The sequence below is a fragment of the Alteromonas sp. AWJ4_199 genome (genome assembly GCF_056159165.1).
This window is the reverse complement of the sequence record NZ_JBSWUR010000001.1, coordinates 1315276-1333613: the sequence shown is the minus strand read 5'-3', so window position 1 is coordinate 1333613 and position 18338 is coordinate 1315276. Positions and strand designations below refer to the sequence as shown.

General features: G+C 44.7%; 19 protein-coding genes. 11 read left to right on the top strand and 8 right to left on the bottom strand.

Annotated elements, in window-relative coordinates; genetic code table 11:
- Window positions 1–213 precede the first annotated feature (213 nt).
- The 10 genes from ccmA (at window position 214) to ACXAER_RS05790 (ending at window position 8562) form a co-directional block, all read left to right on the top strand.
- Window positions 214–837 (top strand): cytochrome c biogenesis heme-transporting ATPase CcmA, encoded by a 624-nt coding sequence (gene ccmA, locus ACXAER_RS05835; RefSeq protein ID WP_474827458.1) that lies wholly within the window; start codon window positions 214–216, stop codon window positions 835–837.
- Window positions 837–1502 (top strand): heme exporter protein CcmB, encoded by a 666-nt coding sequence (gene ccmB, locus ACXAER_RS05830; RefSeq protein WP_474827456.1) that lies wholly within the window; start codon window positions 837–839, stop codon window positions 1500–1502. Before ccmA ends, ccmB begins: the two co-directional genes overlap by 1 nt.
- Window positions 1502–2290 (top strand): heme ABC transporter permease, encoded by a 789-nt coding sequence (locus ACXAER_RS05825; protein ID WP_474827454.1) that lies wholly within the window; start codon window positions 1502–1504, stop codon window positions 2288–2290. Before ccmB ends, ACXAER_RS05825 begins: the two co-directional genes overlap by 1 nt.
- Window position 2291: 1 nt before the next feature.
- Complete coding sequence (gene ccmD / locus ACXAER_RS05820) at window positions 2292–2501, top strand: heme exporter protein CcmD (protein ID WP_474827452.1); 210 nt, start codon at window positions 2292–2294, stop codon at window positions 2499–2501.
- Between the two features lie 74 nt (window positions 2502–2575).
- Complete coding sequence (ccmE, locus tag ACXAER_RS05815) at window positions 2576–3070, top strand: cytochrome c maturation protein CcmE (protein WP_474827450.1); 495 nt, start codon at window positions 2576–2578, stop codon at window positions 3068–3070.
- A 3-nt stretch (window positions 3071–3073) separates the two neighbouring features.
- The gene (locus tag ACXAER_RS05810; protein ID WP_474827448.1) at window positions 3074–5131 is read left to right on the top strand and encodes a heme lyase CcmF/NrfE family subunit; all 2058 of its coding nucleotides are present in this window, start codon (window positions 3074–3076) and stop codon (window positions 5129–5131) included.
- Window positions 5131–5787 (top strand): redoxin family protein, encoded by a 657-nt coding sequence (locus ACXAER_RS05805; protein WP_474827446.1) that lies wholly within the window; start codon window positions 5131–5133, stop codon window positions 5785–5787. The genes ACXAER_RS05810 and ACXAER_RS05805 overlap by 1 nt, the downstream gene beginning before the upstream one ends.
- Window positions 5788–5789: 2 nt before the next feature.
- The gene (locus tag ACXAER_RS05800; RefSeq protein WP_474827444.1) at window positions 5790–6341 is read left to right on the top strand and encodes a cytochrome c-type biogenesis protein; all 552 of its coding nucleotides are present in this window, start codon (window positions 5790–5792) and stop codon (window positions 6339–6341) included.
- A complete protein-coding gene (ccmI, locus tag ACXAER_RS05795; protein ID WP_474827442.1) occupies window positions 6338–7627 on the top strand; it encodes a c-type cytochrome biogenesis protein CcmI in 1290 nt (429 codons plus the stop codon). The genes ACXAER_RS05800 and ccmI overlap by 4 nt, the downstream gene beginning before the upstream one ends.
- Window positions 7628–7629: 2 nt before the next feature.
- A complete protein-coding gene (locus tag ACXAER_RS05790; RefSeq protein WP_474827440.1) occupies window positions 7630–8562 on the top strand; it encodes an MlaA family lipoprotein in 933 nt (310 codons plus the stop codon).
- 184 nt (window positions 8563–8746) lie between these two features.
- On the opposite strand, the gene galE is transcribed toward ACXAER_RS05790, so the two are convergent.
- The 8 genes from galE to ACXAER_RS05750 form a co-directional block, all read right to left on the bottom strand.
- A complete protein-coding gene (gene galE / locus ACXAER_RS05785) occupies window positions 8747–9769 on the bottom strand; it encodes a UDP-glucose 4-epimerase GalE (protein ID WP_474827438.1) in 1023 nt (340 codons plus the stop codon).
- Window positions 9766–10068, bottom strand: coding sequence for a DUF6170 family protein (locus ACXAER_RS05780; RefSeq protein ID WP_474827436.1), 303 nt, complete (start codon window positions 10066–10068; stop codon window positions 9766–9768). Before ACXAER_RS05780 ends, galE begins: the two co-directional genes overlap by 4 nt.
- 113 nt (window positions 10069–10181) lie before the next feature.
- Window positions 10182–11702 carry a peptide MFS transporter gene (locus ACXAER_RS05775; protein ID WP_474827434.1) on the bottom strand — a complete coding sequence of 507 codons (1521 nt, stop codon included), beginning with the start codon at window positions 11700–11702 and terminating at the stop codon, window positions 10182–10184.
- Window positions 11703–11919: 217 nt separating this feature from the next.
- A complete protein-coding gene (locus ACXAER_RS05770; RefSeq protein WP_474827432.1) occupies window positions 11920–13038 on the bottom strand; it encodes a KpsE/RkpR family capsule polysaccharide export protein in 1119 nt (372 codons plus the stop codon).
- 12 nt (window positions 13039–13050) lie between these two features.
- Window positions 13051–13725: an ABC transporter ATP-binding protein gene (locus ACXAER_RS05765; protein WP_025254261.1), complete on the bottom strand. Its 675-nt coding sequence runs from the start codon at window positions 13723–13725 to the stop codon at window positions 13051–13053.
- A complete protein-coding gene (locus tag ACXAER_RS05760) occupies window positions 13722–14501 on the bottom strand; it encodes an ABC transporter permease (protein ID WP_474827430.1) in 780 nt (259 codons plus the stop codon). The genes ACXAER_RS05765 and ACXAER_RS05760 overlap by 4 nt, the downstream gene beginning before the upstream one ends.
- 2 nt (window positions 14502–14503) lie before the next feature.
- Complete coding sequence (locus ACXAER_RS05755; protein WP_474827428.1) at window positions 14504–16333, bottom strand: polysaccharide biosynthesis/export family protein; 1830 nt, start codon at window positions 16331–16333, stop codon at window positions 14504–14506.
- A 4-nt stretch (window positions 16334–16337) separates the two neighbouring features.
- Window positions 16338–16736 carry a hypothetical protein gene (locus ACXAER_RS05750; protein ID WP_474827426.1) on the bottom strand — a complete coding sequence of 133 codons (399 nt, stop codon included), beginning with the start codon at window positions 16734–16736 and terminating at the stop codon, window positions 16338–16340.
- A gap of 519 nt (window positions 16737–17255) precedes the next feature.
- On the opposite strand from ACXAER_RS05750, the gene wecA reads away from it, so the two are divergent.
- On the top strand, window positions 17256–18317 hold the full coding sequence (gene wecA / locus ACXAER_RS05745; protein ID WP_269918825.1) for a UDP-N-acetylglucosamine--undecaprenyl-phosphate N-acetylglucosaminephosphotransferase: 1062 nt from the start codon (window positions 17256–17258) through the stop codon (window positions 18315–18317).
- Window positions 18318–18338 lie beyond the last annotated feature (21 nt).

Here is an 18338-nt window from a genome sequence, read left to right as displayed (position 1 = left end):
TTCGTTATTGGGCCTGTCGATGAGATGAAGCAAAAGAATTCATCTTTTAGGCAGCTGGGCAACGCTTACTCACGACGGATGGCTGTCAGGAAAAATGCCTTTGTCATTGAAGTAAATCATATTTAATTGGAATTCGCGACTGCGAAAAAGCGTTCATGTGGTAGACTAGCGCCATTTTTTAGAACCTCTTTTTAAGGTTGGAGTAGCCAAGTAGTGTTAGAGGCGCGCGGATTAACCTGCAGCAAACGAGATAGAACCCTTTTTGAAGGGCTTTCACTGGTTGTCGAACCCGGTGAGTTGCTGTATTTACGCGGTCCTAACGGTGCTGGGAAAACCAGCTTACTTCGCATATTAACTGGCTTGAGTGCACCTGAGTCGGGCGCCGCTTTATATAACGGTGTAAACATTTCCGAAGACAAAACCGGCTATTACCGCGATCTTTTCTATTTGGGGCACAAAAGCGGTACTAACGGCAGTCTTTCTGCCCTAGACAATCTATCGTTTTGGCTAGCTCAGCACAATGTATCAGTGCCCGTTAACACGCTTTTTGACGTATTAGAAAAAGTGGGATTAGTGGGGCTTGAAGATGTGCCTGTTAGGTATTTATCGGCAGGACAACAGCGGCGTGTTGCGCTATCAAGGTTATGGCTTAAGCCAGCAAAGGTGTGGATTCTGGACGAACCGTTCACAGCGCTTGATGTAAAAGGGGTTCACATGCTTGAAAAAAGTATGAATGAGCACGTTGGTCGAGGCGGTCTTATTATTACTACTTCGCATCAACCCCTGTCAGAAACTGCAGGGAAACACCGTGTATTCGATTTGGAGTACCGCTTTTAATGTCACTTTATCAAGGTATTTTTAAACGCGATATGCACATTGCGTTCAAGCAAAAAGCGGAATTGGTGCAGCCACTAATGTTTTTACTAATGGTGGTAACCTTATTTCCTTTAGGTGTAAGCCCGTCTCCCGACACCCTTCAGCGCATTGGACCGGGGGTAATATGGATTGCGGCGATTTTGTCATCGCTCATGGCGATGGAAAGGTTGTTTCGCGATGACTTTCAAGATGGGTCGCTAGAGCAGTATATGCTTTCTGGTATGGCGTTGTCGGCGGTGAGCGCAGTGAAAGTGGCTGCCCATTGGCTGGTTAGCTTCGTGCCGTTATTGCTCTTATCTCCGCTATTAGCCATGTTTTTGAATTTAACGGTCGATATGTATATCGCCCTTGTCTTAACCTTGTTATTGGGCACGCCATTACTGTCCTTAATCGGTGCTATTGCGGTAGGGCTTACCGTTGGATTGCAAAAAGGCGGGGTGTTGTTGGCACTGCTTCTTATCCCTGTCTTTATACCGTTACTGATATTTGCCACGTCGGCTGTGGATTCTGCCGCACTGCAATTACCTTATCATGCGCAACTTGCTATTATTGCCGCCATGCTTTTATTGGCTGCGGCATTGGCACCGTTTGCCATCGCGTATTCTTTAAAAGTGAGTCAAAACTAATGTGGAAGTGGTTACACCCCTACGCAAAAACAGAGCGAGCCTACCAGCTTTGTTTAACTTTACAGCCTTGGTTTTGGGTTGGTGCTTTAGTGTGTTTAAGCATAGGTACCGTGTGGGGGCTGGCATTTGCGCCTCAAGATTATCAACAAGGCGATTCATTCAGAATTATTTACATTCATGTACCTAGCGCCATTTTGTCTATGGGCACTTATGTAGCCATGGCGATTGCTGCCTTGGTGGGAATGGTGTGGCAGTGGCGCACTGCCTATATGAGCATGATTGCTATGGCGCCAGTTGGTGCAGTAATGACGTTTGTCGCTCTGTTCACCGGCGCCGCCTGGGGCAAGCCAATGTGGGGCGCTTGGTGGGTGTGGGATGCACGCCTAACTTCAGAGCTTATTCTGCTTTTCTTGTACATGGGCGTGATTGCACTTTACGGTGCGTTTGAAGATAAGCAACAGGCGGGAAAAGCCGCGGGTGTAATGGCGCTTGTAGGCGTAGTAAATATCCCCATTATCCACTACTCGGTAGAGTGGTGGAACACGTTGCACCAAGGTGCGACCATTAGTAAGTTCGACAATCCTTCGATTGCTCCTGAAATGCTGTGGCCGCTGTTAATCAACTTGCTGGGTTTCGCGCTTTTTATCGGCGCGGTAACGACAGTGCGTTTACGTAATGAAATCGTGTTGCGAGAGTTGCACAGACCTTGGGTACAAGCCTTGGCAACAGCGAAAGTGTCGAAACAGACCAATGGCTCACCTAACGTCAATTTAAAAGAGGGCAGTTAACATGCAGTTTGACTCCTTTGCCGATTTTTTAAATATGGGCGGCTATGCATTTTATGTATGGCTTTCGTTTGGCGTTACCTTCTTAGCAATGGGCATTATCGCCATTCAGAGTTTTATTAAGCACAGCACCCTCTTAAAGCAGGTTGTAGTGGAACAAGAGCGCAAAGCGCGAATTAAAAAAGCGCGACAACAACAGCAAGACAGCATGTAGTGTTAATGCGAAAAGTGAACTTAGCATTCATTTGCGTTTTTATCGTTTATTAGTTTTTTCGAAGTGAGAATTGCATGAACCCGAGACGAAAGCAGCGATTGACCGTAGTAGGAATTATCGGTTTTTTAGTAGTAAGTGCAATTGGATTGATGCTTTACGCTCTAAACGACAGTATTGACCTTTTTTATACGCCCAGCGAAATTATTGAAGGTAAAAACGGCCAGAAACCACAGGTCGGCCAGCGTCTTCGTATAGGCGGTATGGTGGTACCAGGTAGTGTGAAAAGGGATCAAGAAAGCTTAGCGGTGAGCTTTGACCTTATCGATACTGGCCCAACGGTTACCGTAACCTATACCGGTATCCTGCCTGATTTGTTCCGCGAAGGTCAAGGCATTGTGGCAACAGGAGTACTCACTGGTGCAAGCAACATTAAAGCGCAGGAAGTGCTGGCGAAGCACGATGAAGAATACATGCCACCTGAGCTGGCAGAAAAAATGAAGGGTATTAAACACGTTAAACCTGACAATATGCCTTCCTACGAGTCGTCTAACGGCACTGGAGGCAAATAATTTATGGTGCCTGAGATTGGAAATATAGCGCTAACGTTAGCGTTGGTATTGTCTATTTTATTAGCCGTTTATCCTCTATGGGGGGCGCATCGTCAGCATGAAACGTTAATGGCTACCGCCAAACCGTTAGCCATTGGCTTGTTTACGTTTACGCTTATTGCCTATGTGTGCTTGACCTATGCGTTCGTAACCGATGATTTCAGTGTGGCTTACGTTGCGCAGCACTCAAATAGCCGGCTTCCTATTTACTATAAAATTACCGCTGTATGGGGTGGTCATGAAGGCTCTTTCCTTCTGTGGGTACTGATGCTTTCAATCTGGACCGTGGCTGTAGCGATATTCAGCAAGGGTATTCCACTTGCTATGGTCGCTAGAGTACTGTCGGTATTAGGCATGGTAGGTATTGGTTTTTACTTGTTTATGCTGCTTACTTCAAACCCTTTTAATAGCATGCTGCCGTTTTTCCCTGTAGACGGGCGAGATCTTAATCCGCTGCTGCAAGATTTTGGCATGATCATTCACCCGCCTATGCTTTATATGGGCTACGTAGGCTTTTCTGTCGCTTTCGCGTTTGCTATTTCGGCGCTTATTTCTGGTCAGTTAGATTCAACCTGGGCGCGTTGGTCAAGGCCTTGGGTTATTTCTGCCTGGGCGTTTCTCACAGTGGGCATTGCACTAGGTAGCTGGTGGGCGTATTACGAACTTGGCTGGGGCGGCTGGTGGTTCTGGGACCCAGTAGAGAATGCCTCTTTCATGCCTTGGTTGGTCGGTACTGCGCTTATGCATTCGCTTGCCGTAACCGAAAAGCGAAAGGCGTTTAAGTCATGGACCGTACTGCTTGCTATTGCTGCATTTAGTTTGAGTTTGCTAGGCACTTTCTTAGTACGCTCAGGGGTGATTGTTTCGGTGCACTCGTTTGCAAGCGACCCTACCCGAGGCTTGTTCATTTTAGGCATATTGATTGTGCTTAGTGGCTTTGGCTTGCTGCTTTACGCTATGCGTGCAGCTTCACTTAAAAGCCCAGGCCGCTATCAAGCGTTTTCCCGTGAAGTGTTGTTAATGGGTAATAATGTCTTTCTGTGTGCAGCAACATTAGTTGTTCTTCTCGGTACGCTACTGCCTCTTGTTCACAAAGAGTTAGGCTTGGGCAGTATTTCCGTAGGCGCTCCGTTCTTTAACCAAATGTTCACCTTGTTGATTGTGCCCTTTGTATTGATGCTAGGGCTTGGTCCGCTAACGCGTTGGAAGCAGCAAAAAGCCAGCGAACTGCAAAAACAACTGTTGGTTGCAGGTGGAATTGCGCTAAGCGCAGGTGTACTAGTGAACTTTGCCTACGACGAGCCAACTTACATGGGTGTGTTGGGCATGGTTTTAGTGTTTTGGATCCTCGTCACCACCGTGCAAGAAGTCATGCAGCGTTTATCAGCGATGCCTTCAACTAACTCTGATGATGCATCAGTAATAGCTAAACTTCGCAAACTTACGCCAAGCCACTGGGGCATGGTGTTAGGGCATGTGGGCTTCGCTGTTTGTATCATCGGTATTACCCTTGTTTCAAACTACGAAATGGAGCGGGATGTGCGCATGGACATTGGCGATACGGTTTCTCTAGGTGGTTATGATTTTACCTTCAAAGACGTACGTAAAGTACAAGGCCCGAACTTTGAAGCGGACAAAGGCGTATTCGACGTTTATAAAAACGGCGAACAAATAGCGCATTTAGAGCCTGAGAAACGTTTGTATATTGTTCAGCGCATGCCAATGACAGAAGCGGCTATCCATTCAAACCTAGCACGAGACTTATTTATTGCTATGGGTGAACCGTTAGACAATGGCGCATGGGCCATCCGAATTTATATTAAGCCATTTGTCATCTGGCTATGGGCGGGTGCAGTGGTTATGGCTACAGGCGGTATTTTCTCCATTAGCGACAAGCGTTATCGTATGGCAAAGGTGAAAAAGATTAAGCGAGTGTTTGGTGGCAAAGGTGAAAACGACGAAGAGCAATTTCATGGTCAAGTATCCACTCCATCAAATACGTCAGTGAAAGGAGGCGCATAATGAAAAAAGCTCCACTTGTTGCCATTCCATTGGTGCTGTTTTCTTTGCTGGTTATTTTCTTATTCAAAGGGCTTTTTTCTGACCCTAGAGAGCTGGATTCTCAGGTTCAGGATAAGACGTTACCTGCATTCTCACTGCCAGATCTTATGCAGCCAGGTATCACCTATACCCCAGAAGATTTAAAAGGAAAGGTGACTATCTTAAATGTATGGGGTGTATGGTGCGTGACATGCGCTGTTGAGATGCCGTACCTTACTCAGCTAAAGAACGAACAAAACGTTCACATTGTGGGTTTGTATTTCGATCAGGACTTAGACCCAGACTTTGGCACAAAAACACTGAGCCGTGTTCAGCAAGAAGTTACCGACATGCTCAGCCGTTACGGTAACCCTTACGCGTATAATATTTTTGATGTCTATCGCGATACGTCGCTCGACCTTGGCGTAACAGGAGCGCCAGAACACTTTGTTATCGACGCTGAAGGCATTATTCGTATGCACCACATAGGCGATATTAACGAGCGTGTTTGGAATTCAAAAGTTGGGCCGCTTTACGATAAGCTAGTTGCCGAAGCGTCTGGCAAAGTTAGTAAAGATAGGAAAGTGGACGTTGATGCTGTAATGAGTGACGCCCAAAGTGCTCAAGGAGGTGAGTAAGGATGTTAGCTAGAAATACTACTCATATACCTTGTGGAGCCTATGAGGTTGATTCAGATGTACGTGTTGCTGACAATTTAACTTTCAAATTTTCCGTTTTCAAAACGCTAGTGTCTAGTTTTTTTGCCCTTTTGCTGGTAATTGGCCCTTTCTCGGTACACGCCGCGGAAGATAAATTTACCTTCGACACTTCAGCACAACGTGAGAGCTTTCTAAAACTTACCGCTGAACTGCGTTGCCCTATGTGTCAAAACCAGAATATTGCTGATAGCGACGCTATGATTGCGCACGACATGCGCCGAAAAGTATACGCACTATTAAAGCAAGGCAAAACAGAGCAGGAGGTGATTGATTTTATGAAGTCGCGCTATGGCGATTTTGTGCATTATCAACCGCCGGTTACGGCTGCGACCTTGTGGCTTTGGGCTGGTCCTGTTTTGTTTATTTTTATTGCCCTAATTGTGGTGATTCGCCGCAAATCGGTAACACCACCAGAAGATATGGCCGCTAAGTTAGCCAAAGCAGATGAAATGTTGGAGCGAGAAAAAGAATGAGTTGGTCTGAGTTTTATATCATTGTTTCAGGCTTGATCACGCTTGTTCTTTTAATTATCGCTTTCCCATGGTTGCGTAATAAAAACCACGCAAAACAAGACAGTTTAAGCAATACGCAAATTGTTAGGCAGCGCCTTGCCGAACTTGACCGTGAAGTGCAAGAAGGGCTTATTAGCGAGCACGACAAGCGCCAAGCGGTTGATGAGCTTAAACTGGCACTAGTGGATGAAAGTGCATTTCAATCTCATAAAACGGGTAATGCTAAATTGCCGCTGGCAATAGGTGGTCTAATTGCCGTGGTATGCGGAGCAATTGTGTATTCGCAAGTTAACCAAATGGAACGTGTTGCGAAAGCCCAGCAGTCTATTGAGGCGCTACCCGAGTTGAGTCAGCAACTCGCAAGCGGTAACGCGAATAATTTAACTCAGCAAGATATCGCAAGCCTTGCCTTAGCTATACGCCAGCGTTTGCGAGAAGAGCCTGAAGACGATACAGGCTGGATGTATTTCGGCAGATTGATGCTGAGTGTCGGGCAAGAAGTGCAGGCAATTGAAGCTATTGATAAAGCCGTGAGCTTAGCACCTTCTAATTCAGCTAATCGTATTACGCTTGCTCAGGCTTTAATGACCACAGGTGACGTAAATAACTTGGAACGTGCGCAATCTATCTTATTAGGCTTGCTTAATGATAACCCTGAGAATGATAATCTCGCGCTTATGATGGCAGTGGTGTCGGCTCAACTTGGCGACCTTCGAAATACGCAGCGTTTTTATCAGCAAGTAGAAGGTAAGTTACCAGCAGATAGCGACATGGCGCAGCGTTTAGTTGCGCGTATAAAAGAGCTAGAAGGAAATACCAGCGAAATGGTAGCGTTGCAAAGCTTTAATGCAGAACCTACGGGTGAGACGGATGTACAAGGCGATAACAAGGAGGCCGTTACTGGTTTTACTATCACCGTTAATTTGTCCGATAACGCTAAAGCAAACGCGCCTAAAGAAGGCTTTTTAATTGTGTTTGCTCAAGATGCCAACTCAGATAATAGAATGCCTGCTGCAGTGGTTAAGTTGCCAATAGGTGACTTTCCGGTTTCTGTAACATTAACTACCGAAAACGCTATGATGCCACAATTTACACTTGCTACCCTTTCTAATGTAGTGGTTACCGCAAGGCTATCGGAAGATGGTAATGTGGCGGTAGCTCAGGGAGAATGGCAGGGAAGTGTGAATGCAAGCGTTGCTGCCAATCAGCTATCTTCACTAAGCATTATTATTGATAAGGAATTATAAGTATGGACTTGTCTAAATCACTCGCGACCGGGTTGATTATTGCCGCAGGTTTTCTAGGTGGCTGTGCGACCAACAATGCGCAGCCTCAATCGCAGGAGGCTAAGTCAAATGCTGCTGTAGTGGACACATCGGACCCACGGGATCCACTTGAACCGGTTAACCGTGAGATTTGGGACTTCAACTGGGATGTATTGGATGCCTACATCTTGCGCCCTATTACAGTTACCTACGTGACTGTGATGCCTCAGCCTGCGCGAACTGGTTTGGTGAACATCACGGACAACCTACAAGAGCCTGCGAACTTTTTAAATAATATGTTTCAAGGCAAGGTTGATGATGGCTTAGATAGCTTGGCTCGCTTTTTAATTAACACCACAGTAGGGTTAGTTGGCACGTTTGATGTCGCGTCAAAAATTGGCATTGAGCGTAAACGTGAGCAGTTTGGCGAGACACTGGCTGTATGGGGATTAGATACTGGGCCTTTCTTAATGCTGCCCTTTTTAGGCCCAAGCGATCCGCGAAGCTTTACCGGCGACTATGTTGACGGGTTTGCTTTCCCCATGTCGTTGCTTGAAGGTTCTGTAAACTTTGCTCGTATTGGTATTTCAGTATTGGAAACAAGAGCGCAATTACTTGACCAGGAAGCGCAGCTTGAGCAATCGGTTGACGATTATGCTTTCGTAAAAAATGCTTATTTTGAGAATCTAGAATTCCGCGTTACTGATGGCAAAAGTGGTGACAAAGCGATAGATGAAGAGCAGCTAGATGACTTTGCTGATTTTGAAGCTATGCTGGAAGGCAATGACTTTGATAGCTATGAAGAAGCGTCAGAAGAAGCGGTTGATGAGCCTACAGATTCACAAGATACGTCAGCTGATGTCAGTGAGAAAGCTAAGCTAAACGAAAAAGACTTCAAGTCGAAAGACGGCAAATAGAGAGTAGAGTAATAAATAGAACGAAGTTGGATAAAGTTCGGAGCCGAGTTTATTTATTGTTATCTAATCTCAACTTCAACGTTACCCTAGCTATATATGCTCAAACAAAAAAGCCATGCTCTACAGCATGGCTTTGTTATTATTGGTCTGTGAACAAGCCTATTGGGAGCGTTCAAATAACAAGCTAGTCCTTTGGGTAGCCCATCGGGTTTTGCGACTGCCAGTTCCATGTGTCTGCACACATGTCTTCTAAACCTTTTTCAGCATGCCAGTTGAGCTCTGTAGCAGCTTTTGTTGGGTCGGCATAACAGGCTGCCACATCGCCGCTTCTACGCGGTGCAATCTTATAGGATACGGTTTTACCCGAGCCTTTTTCGAAAGCTTTGATCATTTCGATGACTGAATAGCCCTGACCTGTACCCAGATTGTATTTGTCTAAGCCCATGTTGAGATTCAGGCGATCAAGTGCTTTTAAGTGACCGTTGGCAAGGTCTACAACATGGATGTAGTCACGAACGCCAGTGCCATCAACGGTATCGTAATCATCACCAAACACGCTTAGCTGCTCTAGTTTTCCGGTAGCAACCTGAGAGATATAAGGCATTAAGTTGTTCGGAATACCGTTAGGATCTTCGCCAATTTGACCAGACTTATGCGCGCCAACTGGATTGAAGTAGCGAAGCAATACTATGTTCCATTCATTGTCCGACACGTAAAGATCGCTAAGCATATGTTCAACCATCAGCTTTGACATACCGTAAGGATTGGTCGGTTGCCCTGTGGCCATGTCTTCGCGTAGCGGTAGCGATGCTGGGTCGCCGTAAACCGTAGCAGATGAGCTAAATACGATGTTCTTCACATTGTGCTTCTGCATAGCTTTACATAGCGTTAGCGTGCCATACACGTTGTTTTCATAGTATGACAGTGGCTTTTGTACAGATTCGCCAACGGCTTTTAAACCGGCAAAGTGAATAACAGCATAAATATTATGCTCGCTGAAGATGTCATCTAAAACAGCAGTGTCGCGAATATCGCCTTGCACAAATGTCACCGACTTGCCCGTTAGTGCTTCCACACGACGCAACGATTCAGCACTTGAATTTGCTAGGTTGTCGAGTACGACAACGCCGTAGTTTTGTTCAAGTAACTGTAGAACTGTGTGGCTACCTATATAGCCTGCACCACCAGTGACTAGGATGGTCTTCATGCATTCTCCTTGCTAGACGGTTGCGCAATGTATTTAGCGCAGATGGAATATTGAAAAGGTTTTATAACCAATGGATAAAATAAAAATACCACAAAAGCCCAGAGTAACGAGGTCCAATTTGATGCGGTTTGAAGAATAAGTGCAAACACAGGCACGATAACAAGTAGCTTTAGAACATTCAGCAAGGTCTTTTCTGGAACAGTAAGCCGTTTTGCTGCCTTGTCGAGCAACTTAACGCGCTCTGTTAAAGAAAGACCTTGTAAGGCAGGAATGTCTCTTGTAGAAAAATAAAACTTCATTGGTTTGCTCTAAGCCTTTATTTCGAAACCTTAAATAAAAAACCGCCGGAACGTTACGTTGCGGCGGTTATTGTAGGGTAATTGGTCAGCACTTAAAACATGCTAATAATAAATTACGCCTTTTCTTCAATACCTGCTTTTTCCCAGAAACGAGATTTAAAGCTCATTAAACCAATCACGATAGCGATGGCAATGCTAAATAAAGCAATTTGAAGGTACAGGTCAGGCATTTGCTCAACCTTCTCTGGATCAAAGTTACCAGAAAGCAAGCCCGCAATAATGTTACCGATAGAGTAGGTTAGTACAAACACACCCATCATTTGCCCCGCAAAACGTTTAGGCGATAGCTTACTTACGGCGCTTAGTGCAACTGGGCTTAAGCAAAGCTCACCAACAGTGTGTAAGAAGTAGGTTGTAACAAGCCACATAGGCGCAACTTTGAGGCCTTGAGCAGCGTATTGTGACGCCATAAACATTACCAAAAAGCCCGATGCCATAATAACGATACCAATAGCACACTTTATGGTGTACGACGGGTCGATCATTCGCTTAGCAAGGTTAATCCAAAGGGCGGCGAAGAATGGCGACAAAATGATAATGAATAGCGAGTTTGAAAGCTGGAACCATACGGTTGGAATTGCATCCATTCCGAACAGAGAAGTAATAAGCGAACCGCTTTCAAGTACACGGTCGGTATAGTTCTGCGCAAATAGGTTTAACGAAGAGCCTGCTTGCTCAAAACCAGACCAGAAACAGGCTGACGCAACGCACACCAAGAACAGCGCCCACATACGCTTCTTCTCGTTGTCGCTTAGTTGGCCTTTAAAATAAATAAAGCCGAAATAAAGGAAGAAGATGACCGTAAAGGCAACGGCAACCTGTTGAGCAAGGGCAACAGGCTCAATAACGATGGTACCCATGTGCGCAAGTACAATTACCACAACTGCGAGTGCAACTACTGCCCATACGCCCATCCATGCACGCTGTTTAGCCGCGCCTTGATATGGGTTTGCTGGCGCAACAGAGTCAGCCGAAAGCGAACGGTTGCTGAAGTAATATTGAATTAGGCCAATAGCCATACCGATGGCTGCGGCACCGAATGCATAGTGCCAGCCCCAGTTTTCCTGTAAATAACCAGTCACTAGGTAGGCGATAAGAGAGCCAATGTTAATACCCATGTAATACAGCGCATAGCCACTGTCACGACGGCCATCATCCTCACCATATTGCTGACCAACCATGGCTGAAATATTGGGTTTAAGTAAGCCTGTGCCCGAAGCGACAAGAATAAGACCCACGAAAAATAGGTTTTGTAAGTCTATAGCAAGCACTACGTGACCTGCGAAGATGATAATGCCGCCGTACCATACGGCGTTCTTACCACCAATCAAGCGGTCAGCTAGCCAACCACCTGGCAACCCTAAAAAGTATACCGCGCCAGTGTATAGGCCGTAGATAGCGCCAGCCGTTGCAACGGTAAAACCTAACCCTTGGGTTTGTAAGCTTGCTGTCATGAAAAGAACAAGTAGCGCGCGCATGCCGTAGTAACTCATGCGCTCCCACATTTCTGTAAAGAATAGCGTTCTTAGGCCCCCTGGATGGCCAAAAAAGCTCGTATCGTTAGATGATTTCATAATTATATTTTAATTCCATATTGCTTATGGTTGTTATTGTAGAGCACTTATAGGATAGGCTCTTTGATAGTAGTCCGTAAGGCGGATAGCTTCTTATACTAGAGCTTGCTCAAAGACACAAGATTTGGGCGACAAACTTCATTAAAGCGTTGTCAATCGACTAAGTCTTGAACGACTTAGTCGATTGAATTGTTTGCTCGTTGAACTTATGGAGGTACTAAAGCTCGCGGATAGTAGCCACTACAATTCTTACGATGCCGTAAATAAGCAGCAATGAGACACCGAAAAGAACCAGGTTATAGATAACTGTGGGGTAAGCATTATCATCGGGAAGGGTAGGTGATTCTACGGTTACCAAGTGTTGCAATTTTTGATATGCCTCTACGCGCGCGTTTTCAAGGGTGATAAGCGATGAAGAATACGCTTGAATAGCCAACTGAAGCTGAACCTGAAGGTTGCTGTATTGGGCCATAAGTTCACTGACTGACAGAGCTTCACTTTCTCCTTCAGCTGTACTAATGCGCTCTTTCTGCTTTTCGACTTCTTTTTGAAGTGCAGCTATTTCACGCTTGATGTTTATCACTTCAGGTGCGACGTTAGACATCATAGTGGACATGGTACTTAGCTCAGCTTTTTTCTGGGCAAGGGTTGCTTCTAATGAAAAAGCAATCTGCTGAAACGCCGCGCCTTCAGCTGTAGGGTCAAGTACGTTGTATTTAGATTGAAAACCTAAAATTTCCGTCTTTGCTTGCTGAAGCTTTTGTTCAACAATCTCGTGTTCACCTTTGGCAAAAGTGAGCTTTGATTTCGCCAAGTTGTTATTGATGTTGTTGATAAACTCTTCCGCCTTATCAACAATTGCCTGGTTGATTATTTGCGCATATTCTGCGTCAAAAGCTCGGGTACGCAGGCTAATTACTGAAGATGCTGAATCGACGCTTACCTCAATATGATTTAAGTAAAACTGGTAAAAGTCTTCTTGCTTATGAGAAGACGACAGGCCGCTAAACATATCAGCTTTGTCTGACATGTAATGCTCTCGAAGGCCAATAGTCTCATCTAGATACTTAATCATATCGGCAGATTGAATATAAGCTTCTACAAGCTGACTTTCTGTGCCGCCTGATGCACCAGAAACACCAGCAGCCATCAATAGGGAAGATGGGTCAAAGCTGCTGCCGCCATCGCTTGATTTAACGATAAGCTGACTTTTACTTTCGTATTGTGGTGCCGCCCATAGAACAAGGTAGGCGGCATACAGTACCCATGGAAGTACAAGCAACAGCATTTTGTGTTTACTTAGAAGCGCATTGAGCTGTGTAAGAGATTTTTCCACTGTGATTTGAACCTATTTAAGTGATTTCTTATTGTCTGCATCCTGCGTATAAACGTCGATGCCTTCTTCGAGATCGTGATAATAAGTGAGTTTTCCATCGTCAATGATGACGGCAGAAGTACAGAATTCGCGAATTTGGTCAAGTTCATGGCTAACCATAATGACCCCGGCTTGCTCACTCTTTTCCTTAAGCGATAAACGTGCTTTTTTTCTAAAAAGCGGATCGCCTACTGATGTCGCTTCATCGATAAGGTAAATATCGAAATTAATATTCATGCAGCACGCAAACACCAATTTGGCACGCATGCCCGACGAATAGGTGCGAACGGGAAGATCAAAGCGTTTACCTAACTCAGCGAACTGTTGCACCTTTTCTTCGTATTCAGGGAGGGATTTAACGTTATTGATCCGTCCCACAAAGCGGGTGTTTTCACGCCCGGTCATTTGCGGGTGCACACCGGTTTGCAGAGCCACCGGCCACGACATCGATTTGTTCGTTAAAACACGGCCTTTGTCGGGGTATTCACTTTTCGCTAGCATGCGGAACAGGGTTGACTTACCCGCACCATTTTTACCTAGAATCGCGACGTTATTCTCGGTTGGAAAATCAAAATTGAGATTTTTAAAAATATATTGAGGACCCATTTTACTGGGATAGCTCTTTGTTAAATTTTCTATTCTGATCATCGAGATAACACCCTCTTCCACGTGATGTGGTACATCGAAAGGCTTAGAAATAGGGCGACTGTTGTTACTTCTAAAATGTAGCTTAATTCAACGCCATGTTTCCCGTATGACTCAAAGCATGCGAATCTGGCTAACTCGTTAAAGTGAACTAAGGGGTTCCAAGTTAGATAAGGCCAAACTTCTTCGGGCACGTCCTGTAAGCTGAAAAATACACAAGAGATGAATAGTAGAGGCCTAGAGAGCATAGACTTAATTTTGTCTACTTCGGGAACAAATGCGCTAGTGATAGCGAATACTATTCCGACCGCGACACCGAAAACCCACAATAAAGTGAAGAGAAATATGAGAAGCAAAGGATCATTTAGTACAAATGTTTCATCTAGAAGGTACAGAGCAATATAGAGAAGAAAAACCACGGTAGTTTTTATTATTAACTCTAGAAACCCAGCAGTTAAAATTGCAGCAAATGGCTGGACTTGTCTAAACGCGTAGAGCGGTTTATTCCTTCGTATTGAAGTAGAAACACCATTCATGCAGGAAGTGAACGTTTGAAGCCCCATCAATCCAATCATCATAAATATAAAGAGTGGGATTGAGTGAACGTCTCCATCGTGTAGAAGGCTTCGGAAAAATGAAAGAGCAAATATGAAAATAAAAGGCTCTAAAAATGCCCAGCCCAAGCCAAACTTATCGTTAAATTTACTTTGAAGCTCACGCAGGAAAAGCGCGAATATCACGCCTCTCCATGCATAGAGCTGATCTTTAAACGTTACCATGCTTAGTTAGTAGCAACGTTAGCTGCAATAGCAATTTGATAAACGATTTGGGTGATATCTTTAACAGCTTGCAGTACTTTGGTATCAATTGCAGGCAGAACGATAATCTGATCTCCTGGCTCAAGCTTGCTTTCATCGCTTGAAAGGAATGAGTCGTTCACGCTTGAAAAAGTAACGTTCCCATTTTTGCGAACAATAAGTATACGCTCGTCTTCAGCGCGTTCAGTAAAGCCGCCAGCCCAAGCTACGTAATCTTCAGTAGTTGCATCTGGGTTAAATACTACAGATTGCGGTAGTAGTACTTCACCGCCTACATGTATCAAGTCAGTCACTTCAGGAATAACGATGGTGTCATTAGGTTCAAGCAGAATATTAGCTATGTCGCCGTTTTCAGATACAACAACACGGCCTTGGGGCTCTACTTGCCTTGCTCGAGCTATAAAGTCTGCAACAAGCTGTGCTTCTTGAGCGCGTATAGCACCTTCACCAGTCGAGCTTATCGGAGCGGTATACATGCTTCTCTCAAGACGCTGTAAGCCTTCTTCAATGATTTCCTTTTGCTTGACGGCAACACTTTCTCTAAGTAGGTAAATATTTTGCGTGTCAGAGAGCGTGGTATCAGCTTCAATGTGGTCTAACACGTCAAGTAGGCGTGCACCTTTATCAACCATGATTTGTGATGCGCCTGCGAATGCGCCAGCAACATTGATTCGATATATTTGCGGCTCGTGATCCGCAATGTATTCTACCGTGTCGCCTGCGCTTAGCTCTAAAGAAGCGAACTCTTTTAAATCTAAATAACGTGCGAACTGTTTATTGTTTCGAACACCTGATACTGAGGCATGAGAAGCGAATTCACCAGGACGTGCAAAGTAATTAACCACGCCACCGTTAAGCTCTTCATTTAAAAATTCAAAGGTAAAGCTATTGCGAGCTCCGGTTTCAACAACGATAGTGTTGCCAATTGGGTGCACTAAAATGGTGTCGCCGTCTTTGAAGGATACTTCTGGAAGCTTTCCACTTCTAAAAAAGGCATACAAGTCTGCGGTTGCTACGACTTTACCATTGCGAACGACATCTATTTGCCTAAAACTGCCACGCTGGAAGTCGATGCCGCCTGCACGTTTTAAATAGTAAAGCACGCTATCTGAAGCCAGACCAGCGTATTGACCGGGGCGCAACACTGGCCCTGATACAAATATAGACACCGGTGTAGAGGTGAGAAGGTTCACGTAAACATTCACATCATTGGTATACACCTGCCTGATTTTCGCTGTAACCGTTTGGTTAACGCTTCCTGCTGGTGTATTTGCTACTCGAATAGGGCCAATATTAGGAATAAAAATATTGCCTTGGTTATCTACGGTAACTACGCTAGAGAAGTTAACCGCGCCCCATAACCAAATATTTATTTTATCGCCAGGTGCTACTAAGTAATTGTCGTTTAAGCCTGAACTGCGCTCTGATTCAAATCCACCAATAAATAAGTTTGCAGCAAATGGCGGGTTTTCCATAGGAGCTTGGGCAGGGAAAACCGTCTCAACAGTAGGTTCTCCAGGTAAATTTACACCGTTTCGCGGCTGAGTGGAAAATTGCCCCATTGAGTTCGCAGTACCTGTTGCGCCCGGTAGAGTTCGCTGTGTTGAGATACTAAGAGGAGAGACTGACTGCGCAGCGCCTCCGCTTTGCGATTGTTGAGCCCTTTCTCTTAGCTGCTGTAGTTGTTCGACACTTTGTGCGAAAACAGGTTGTAAAAGAAAGCAGCCAATTACTGCTGAACACGCTGTTACTGAAAGCGTTTTGATTGTGTTTTTTATATCCATAAACTTCATTAACTTATTCACCTTGCGCGGTAGCTGAAACTACGAGAGGAGAAACTACTTTCCATCGCCCATCCCGCTGGCAAGTGGTTACTTTGCGCTGTGCATCAGTCTGAACAGAGTCACTGTCTTGTAAAGAAAAGCGGATACACTTATTGCCAGTGGCTGAAATGTAGTGCTTGGTGGCTTCGTAATCATAGCCACCAAAGCGTATTGAAAAAGATTCTTTTTTATCAAAATAAATATTGGCTTTTGGAATATTTATTGCAGACTCTTTTTCCGGCGCTAGGGAATATGCAAGGGAAGAGTGCACCAAGGGTATGTCAGCTTCGGTAACTGTAGGTGAGTTTGTACACCCTGCTGCGCTCACAATTAGTGTGAACGGCAAAATTAAACGTTGGAATTGTTTGAACATTAGCCTTCATATCCATACAGCAATTTCGCGCTAGGATAACATAAGTTTTAAAAAAAGCATGTTTGCTATCGCAATAGCGCTACGGTTTAAGACTTCAAAATGACTAAATTATTATTGGAAAGTTCACAATAAGTAGGAAATTTAATAGTTAGTGAAATAATTTAGCTTGTGGTACGTCTAGATTTTGTATTTGAGAGTAACTGCGATGTCACGAAACGGCTTCATGTGGCAATTAGCGTGATAATTGTGCGTGGTAATCGTAGTTTAAACTGTAACTATTACGAAATGTTTTGAAACGATAATTTTGCAATTGGGGTGGTTACTTAAACAAATGTTTTATATCATATGGCAGTTTTCGACCCGCATAGTTATAACGATAAACCCTCACCGCGCTGGAAGAAATGGAAGTTGTACAAATATGGATTCGATATTGAGCTTTTTAAACAAATTTACAAGTGCATTGGTCAGGCTGAAAAACGCGAGTGTTTCTGTAACCAGTGACGAGAGGTTGTGTGTTTTATGCTAGCGTACTTGCAGTTCGTCCCGCTTTTTACTGCATTTTTCGTAGCCCTAATTCTTTTAGTGGTGATGACGCCTCTAGCGCATCAGTTTGGTTTAGTTGATCAACCTACAGCACGTAAACGCCACGCAGGTATCGTCCCTTTAACGGGGGGCGTGGCTATATTTATGGCAGTACTTGTTGCAAGCGTCGCCACCGATGTGTGGATGAAAAACAACCCGCTGTTCTTTACCGCATCTGCTTTTGTAGTATTGCTTGGTATGCTGGATGACCGCTTTGACTTAAGTGCGAAAGGTCGCCTTATGTGTCAATTTGGCGTGGCCGCCATTATGGCATGGAGCGCGCAAAATTATATTACGTCGTTAGGCAATATCTTTGGCACTGGCGAGGTGCTTCTCGACCTAGGCGGCTATTTCTTCACCATTATTTGTGTTGTTGGCGTTATCAATGCATTTAACATGATAGACGGCATTGATGGTCTTGCAGGCGGTATGAGTTTGGTTATATTGCTTACCGTGGCAGGTTTTTTAATTTTCACTGGTAATGGCGCCTCTATTATGGAGCCACTTATTATTGTGGCTGCTATTGTTCCTTTCTTGGCGTTTAACCTGAGTTGGAAAGGGTTCAAAGGGAACAAGATATTTATGGGCGATGCTGGCAGTATGTTTGTCGGTCTCACGATTGTATGGCTGCTTGTTGATCATACCCAAGGTGAAACGGCTGCGTTTAGACCTATAACGGCAGTGTGGCTTGTTGGGCTTCCTTTGATGGATATGGCTGCAATCATGTATCGCCGTGCGCGTAAGGGGCAGTCTATGTTGAAACCAGACAGGCAGCATCTCCACAACATTTTCATGCGAGCAGGGTTAAGCAGTAGGCAGTCACTGGTAGCTATATTGTGCCTAGGCGCGTGCTATTGCCTTATCGGTATTCTAGGCGAAGTTTATCAAGTACCTGAAGCGGTAATGTTTTATGGTTTTATTGGGCTTCTAGTTGTTTATAGTTTAGTGATTCAGCATATATGGAGCGTACTTCGCTTTATTAAGCGAGTCAGGACGTAGATTCGGTAAAACTCATAGCAG

Excerpts from the sequence above, each read along its gene's own strand:
- ccmB (WP_474827456.1), top strand. The coding sequence starts at position 837 with ATGTCACTTTATCAAGGTATTTTTAAACGCGATATGCACATTGCGTTC.
- ACXAER_RS05825 (WP_474827454.1), top strand. The coding sequence starts at position 1,502 with ATGTGGAAGTGGTTACACCCCTACGCAAAAACAGAGCGAGCCTACCAG.
- ccmD (WP_474827452.1), top strand. The coding sequence starts at position 2,292 with ATGCAGTTTGACTCCTTTGCCGATTTTTTAAATATGGGCGGCTATGCA.
- ccmE (WP_474827450.1), top strand. The coding sequence starts at position 2,576 with ATGAACCCGAGACGAAAGCAGCGATTGACCGTAGTAGGAATTATCGGT.
- ACXAER_RS05810 (WP_474827448.1), top strand. The coding sequence starts at position 3,074 with ATGGTGCCTGAGATTGGAAATATAGCGCTAACGTTAGCGTTGGTATTG.
- ACXAER_RS05805 (WP_474827446.1), top strand. The coding sequence starts at position 5,131 with ATGAAAAAAGCTCCACTTGTTGCCATTCCATTGGTGCTGTTTTCTTTG.
- ACXAER_RS05800 (WP_474827444.1), top strand. The coding sequence starts at position 5,790 with ATGTTAGCTAGAAATACTACTCATATACCTTGTGGAGCCTATGAGGTT.
- ccmI (WP_474827442.1), top strand. The coding sequence starts at position 6,338 with ATGAGTTGGTCTGAGTTTTATATCATTGTTTCAGGCTTGATCACGCTT.
- ACXAER_RS05790 (WP_474827440.1), top strand. The coding sequence starts at position 7,630 with ATGGACTTGTCTAAATCACTCGCGACCGGGTTGATTATTGCCGCAGGT.
- galE (WP_474827438.1), bottom strand. The coding sequence starts at position 9,769 with ATGAAGACCATCCTAGTCACTGGTGGTGCAGGCTATATAGGTAGCCAC.
- ACXAER_RS05780 (WP_474827436.1), bottom strand. The coding sequence starts at position 10,068 with ATGAAGTTTTATTTTTCTACAAGAGACATTCCTGCCTTACAAGGTCTT.
- ACXAER_RS05775 (WP_474827434.1), bottom strand. The coding sequence starts at position 11,702 with ATGAAATCATCTAACGATACGAGCTTTTTTGGCCATCCAGGGGGCCTA.
- ACXAER_RS05765 (WP_025254261.1), bottom strand. The coding sequence starts at position 13,725 with ATGATCAGAATAGAAAATTTAACAAAGAGCTATCCCAGTAAAATGGGT.
- ACXAER_RS05760 (WP_474827430.1), bottom strand. The coding sequence starts at position 14,501 with ATGGTAACGTTTAAAGATCAGCTCTATGCATGGAGAGGCGTGATATTC.
- ACXAER_RS05755 (WP_474827428.1), bottom strand. The coding sequence starts at position 16,333 with ATGAAGTTTATGGATATAAAAAACACAATCAAAACGCTTTCAGTAACA.
- ACXAER_RS05750 (WP_474827426.1), bottom strand. The coding sequence starts at position 16,736 with ATGTTCAAACAATTCCAACGTTTAATTTTGCCGTTCACACTAATTGTG.
- wecA (WP_269918825.1), top strand. The coding sequence starts at position 17,256 with ATGCTAGCGTACTTGCAGTTCGTCCCGCTTTTTACTGCATTTTTCGTA.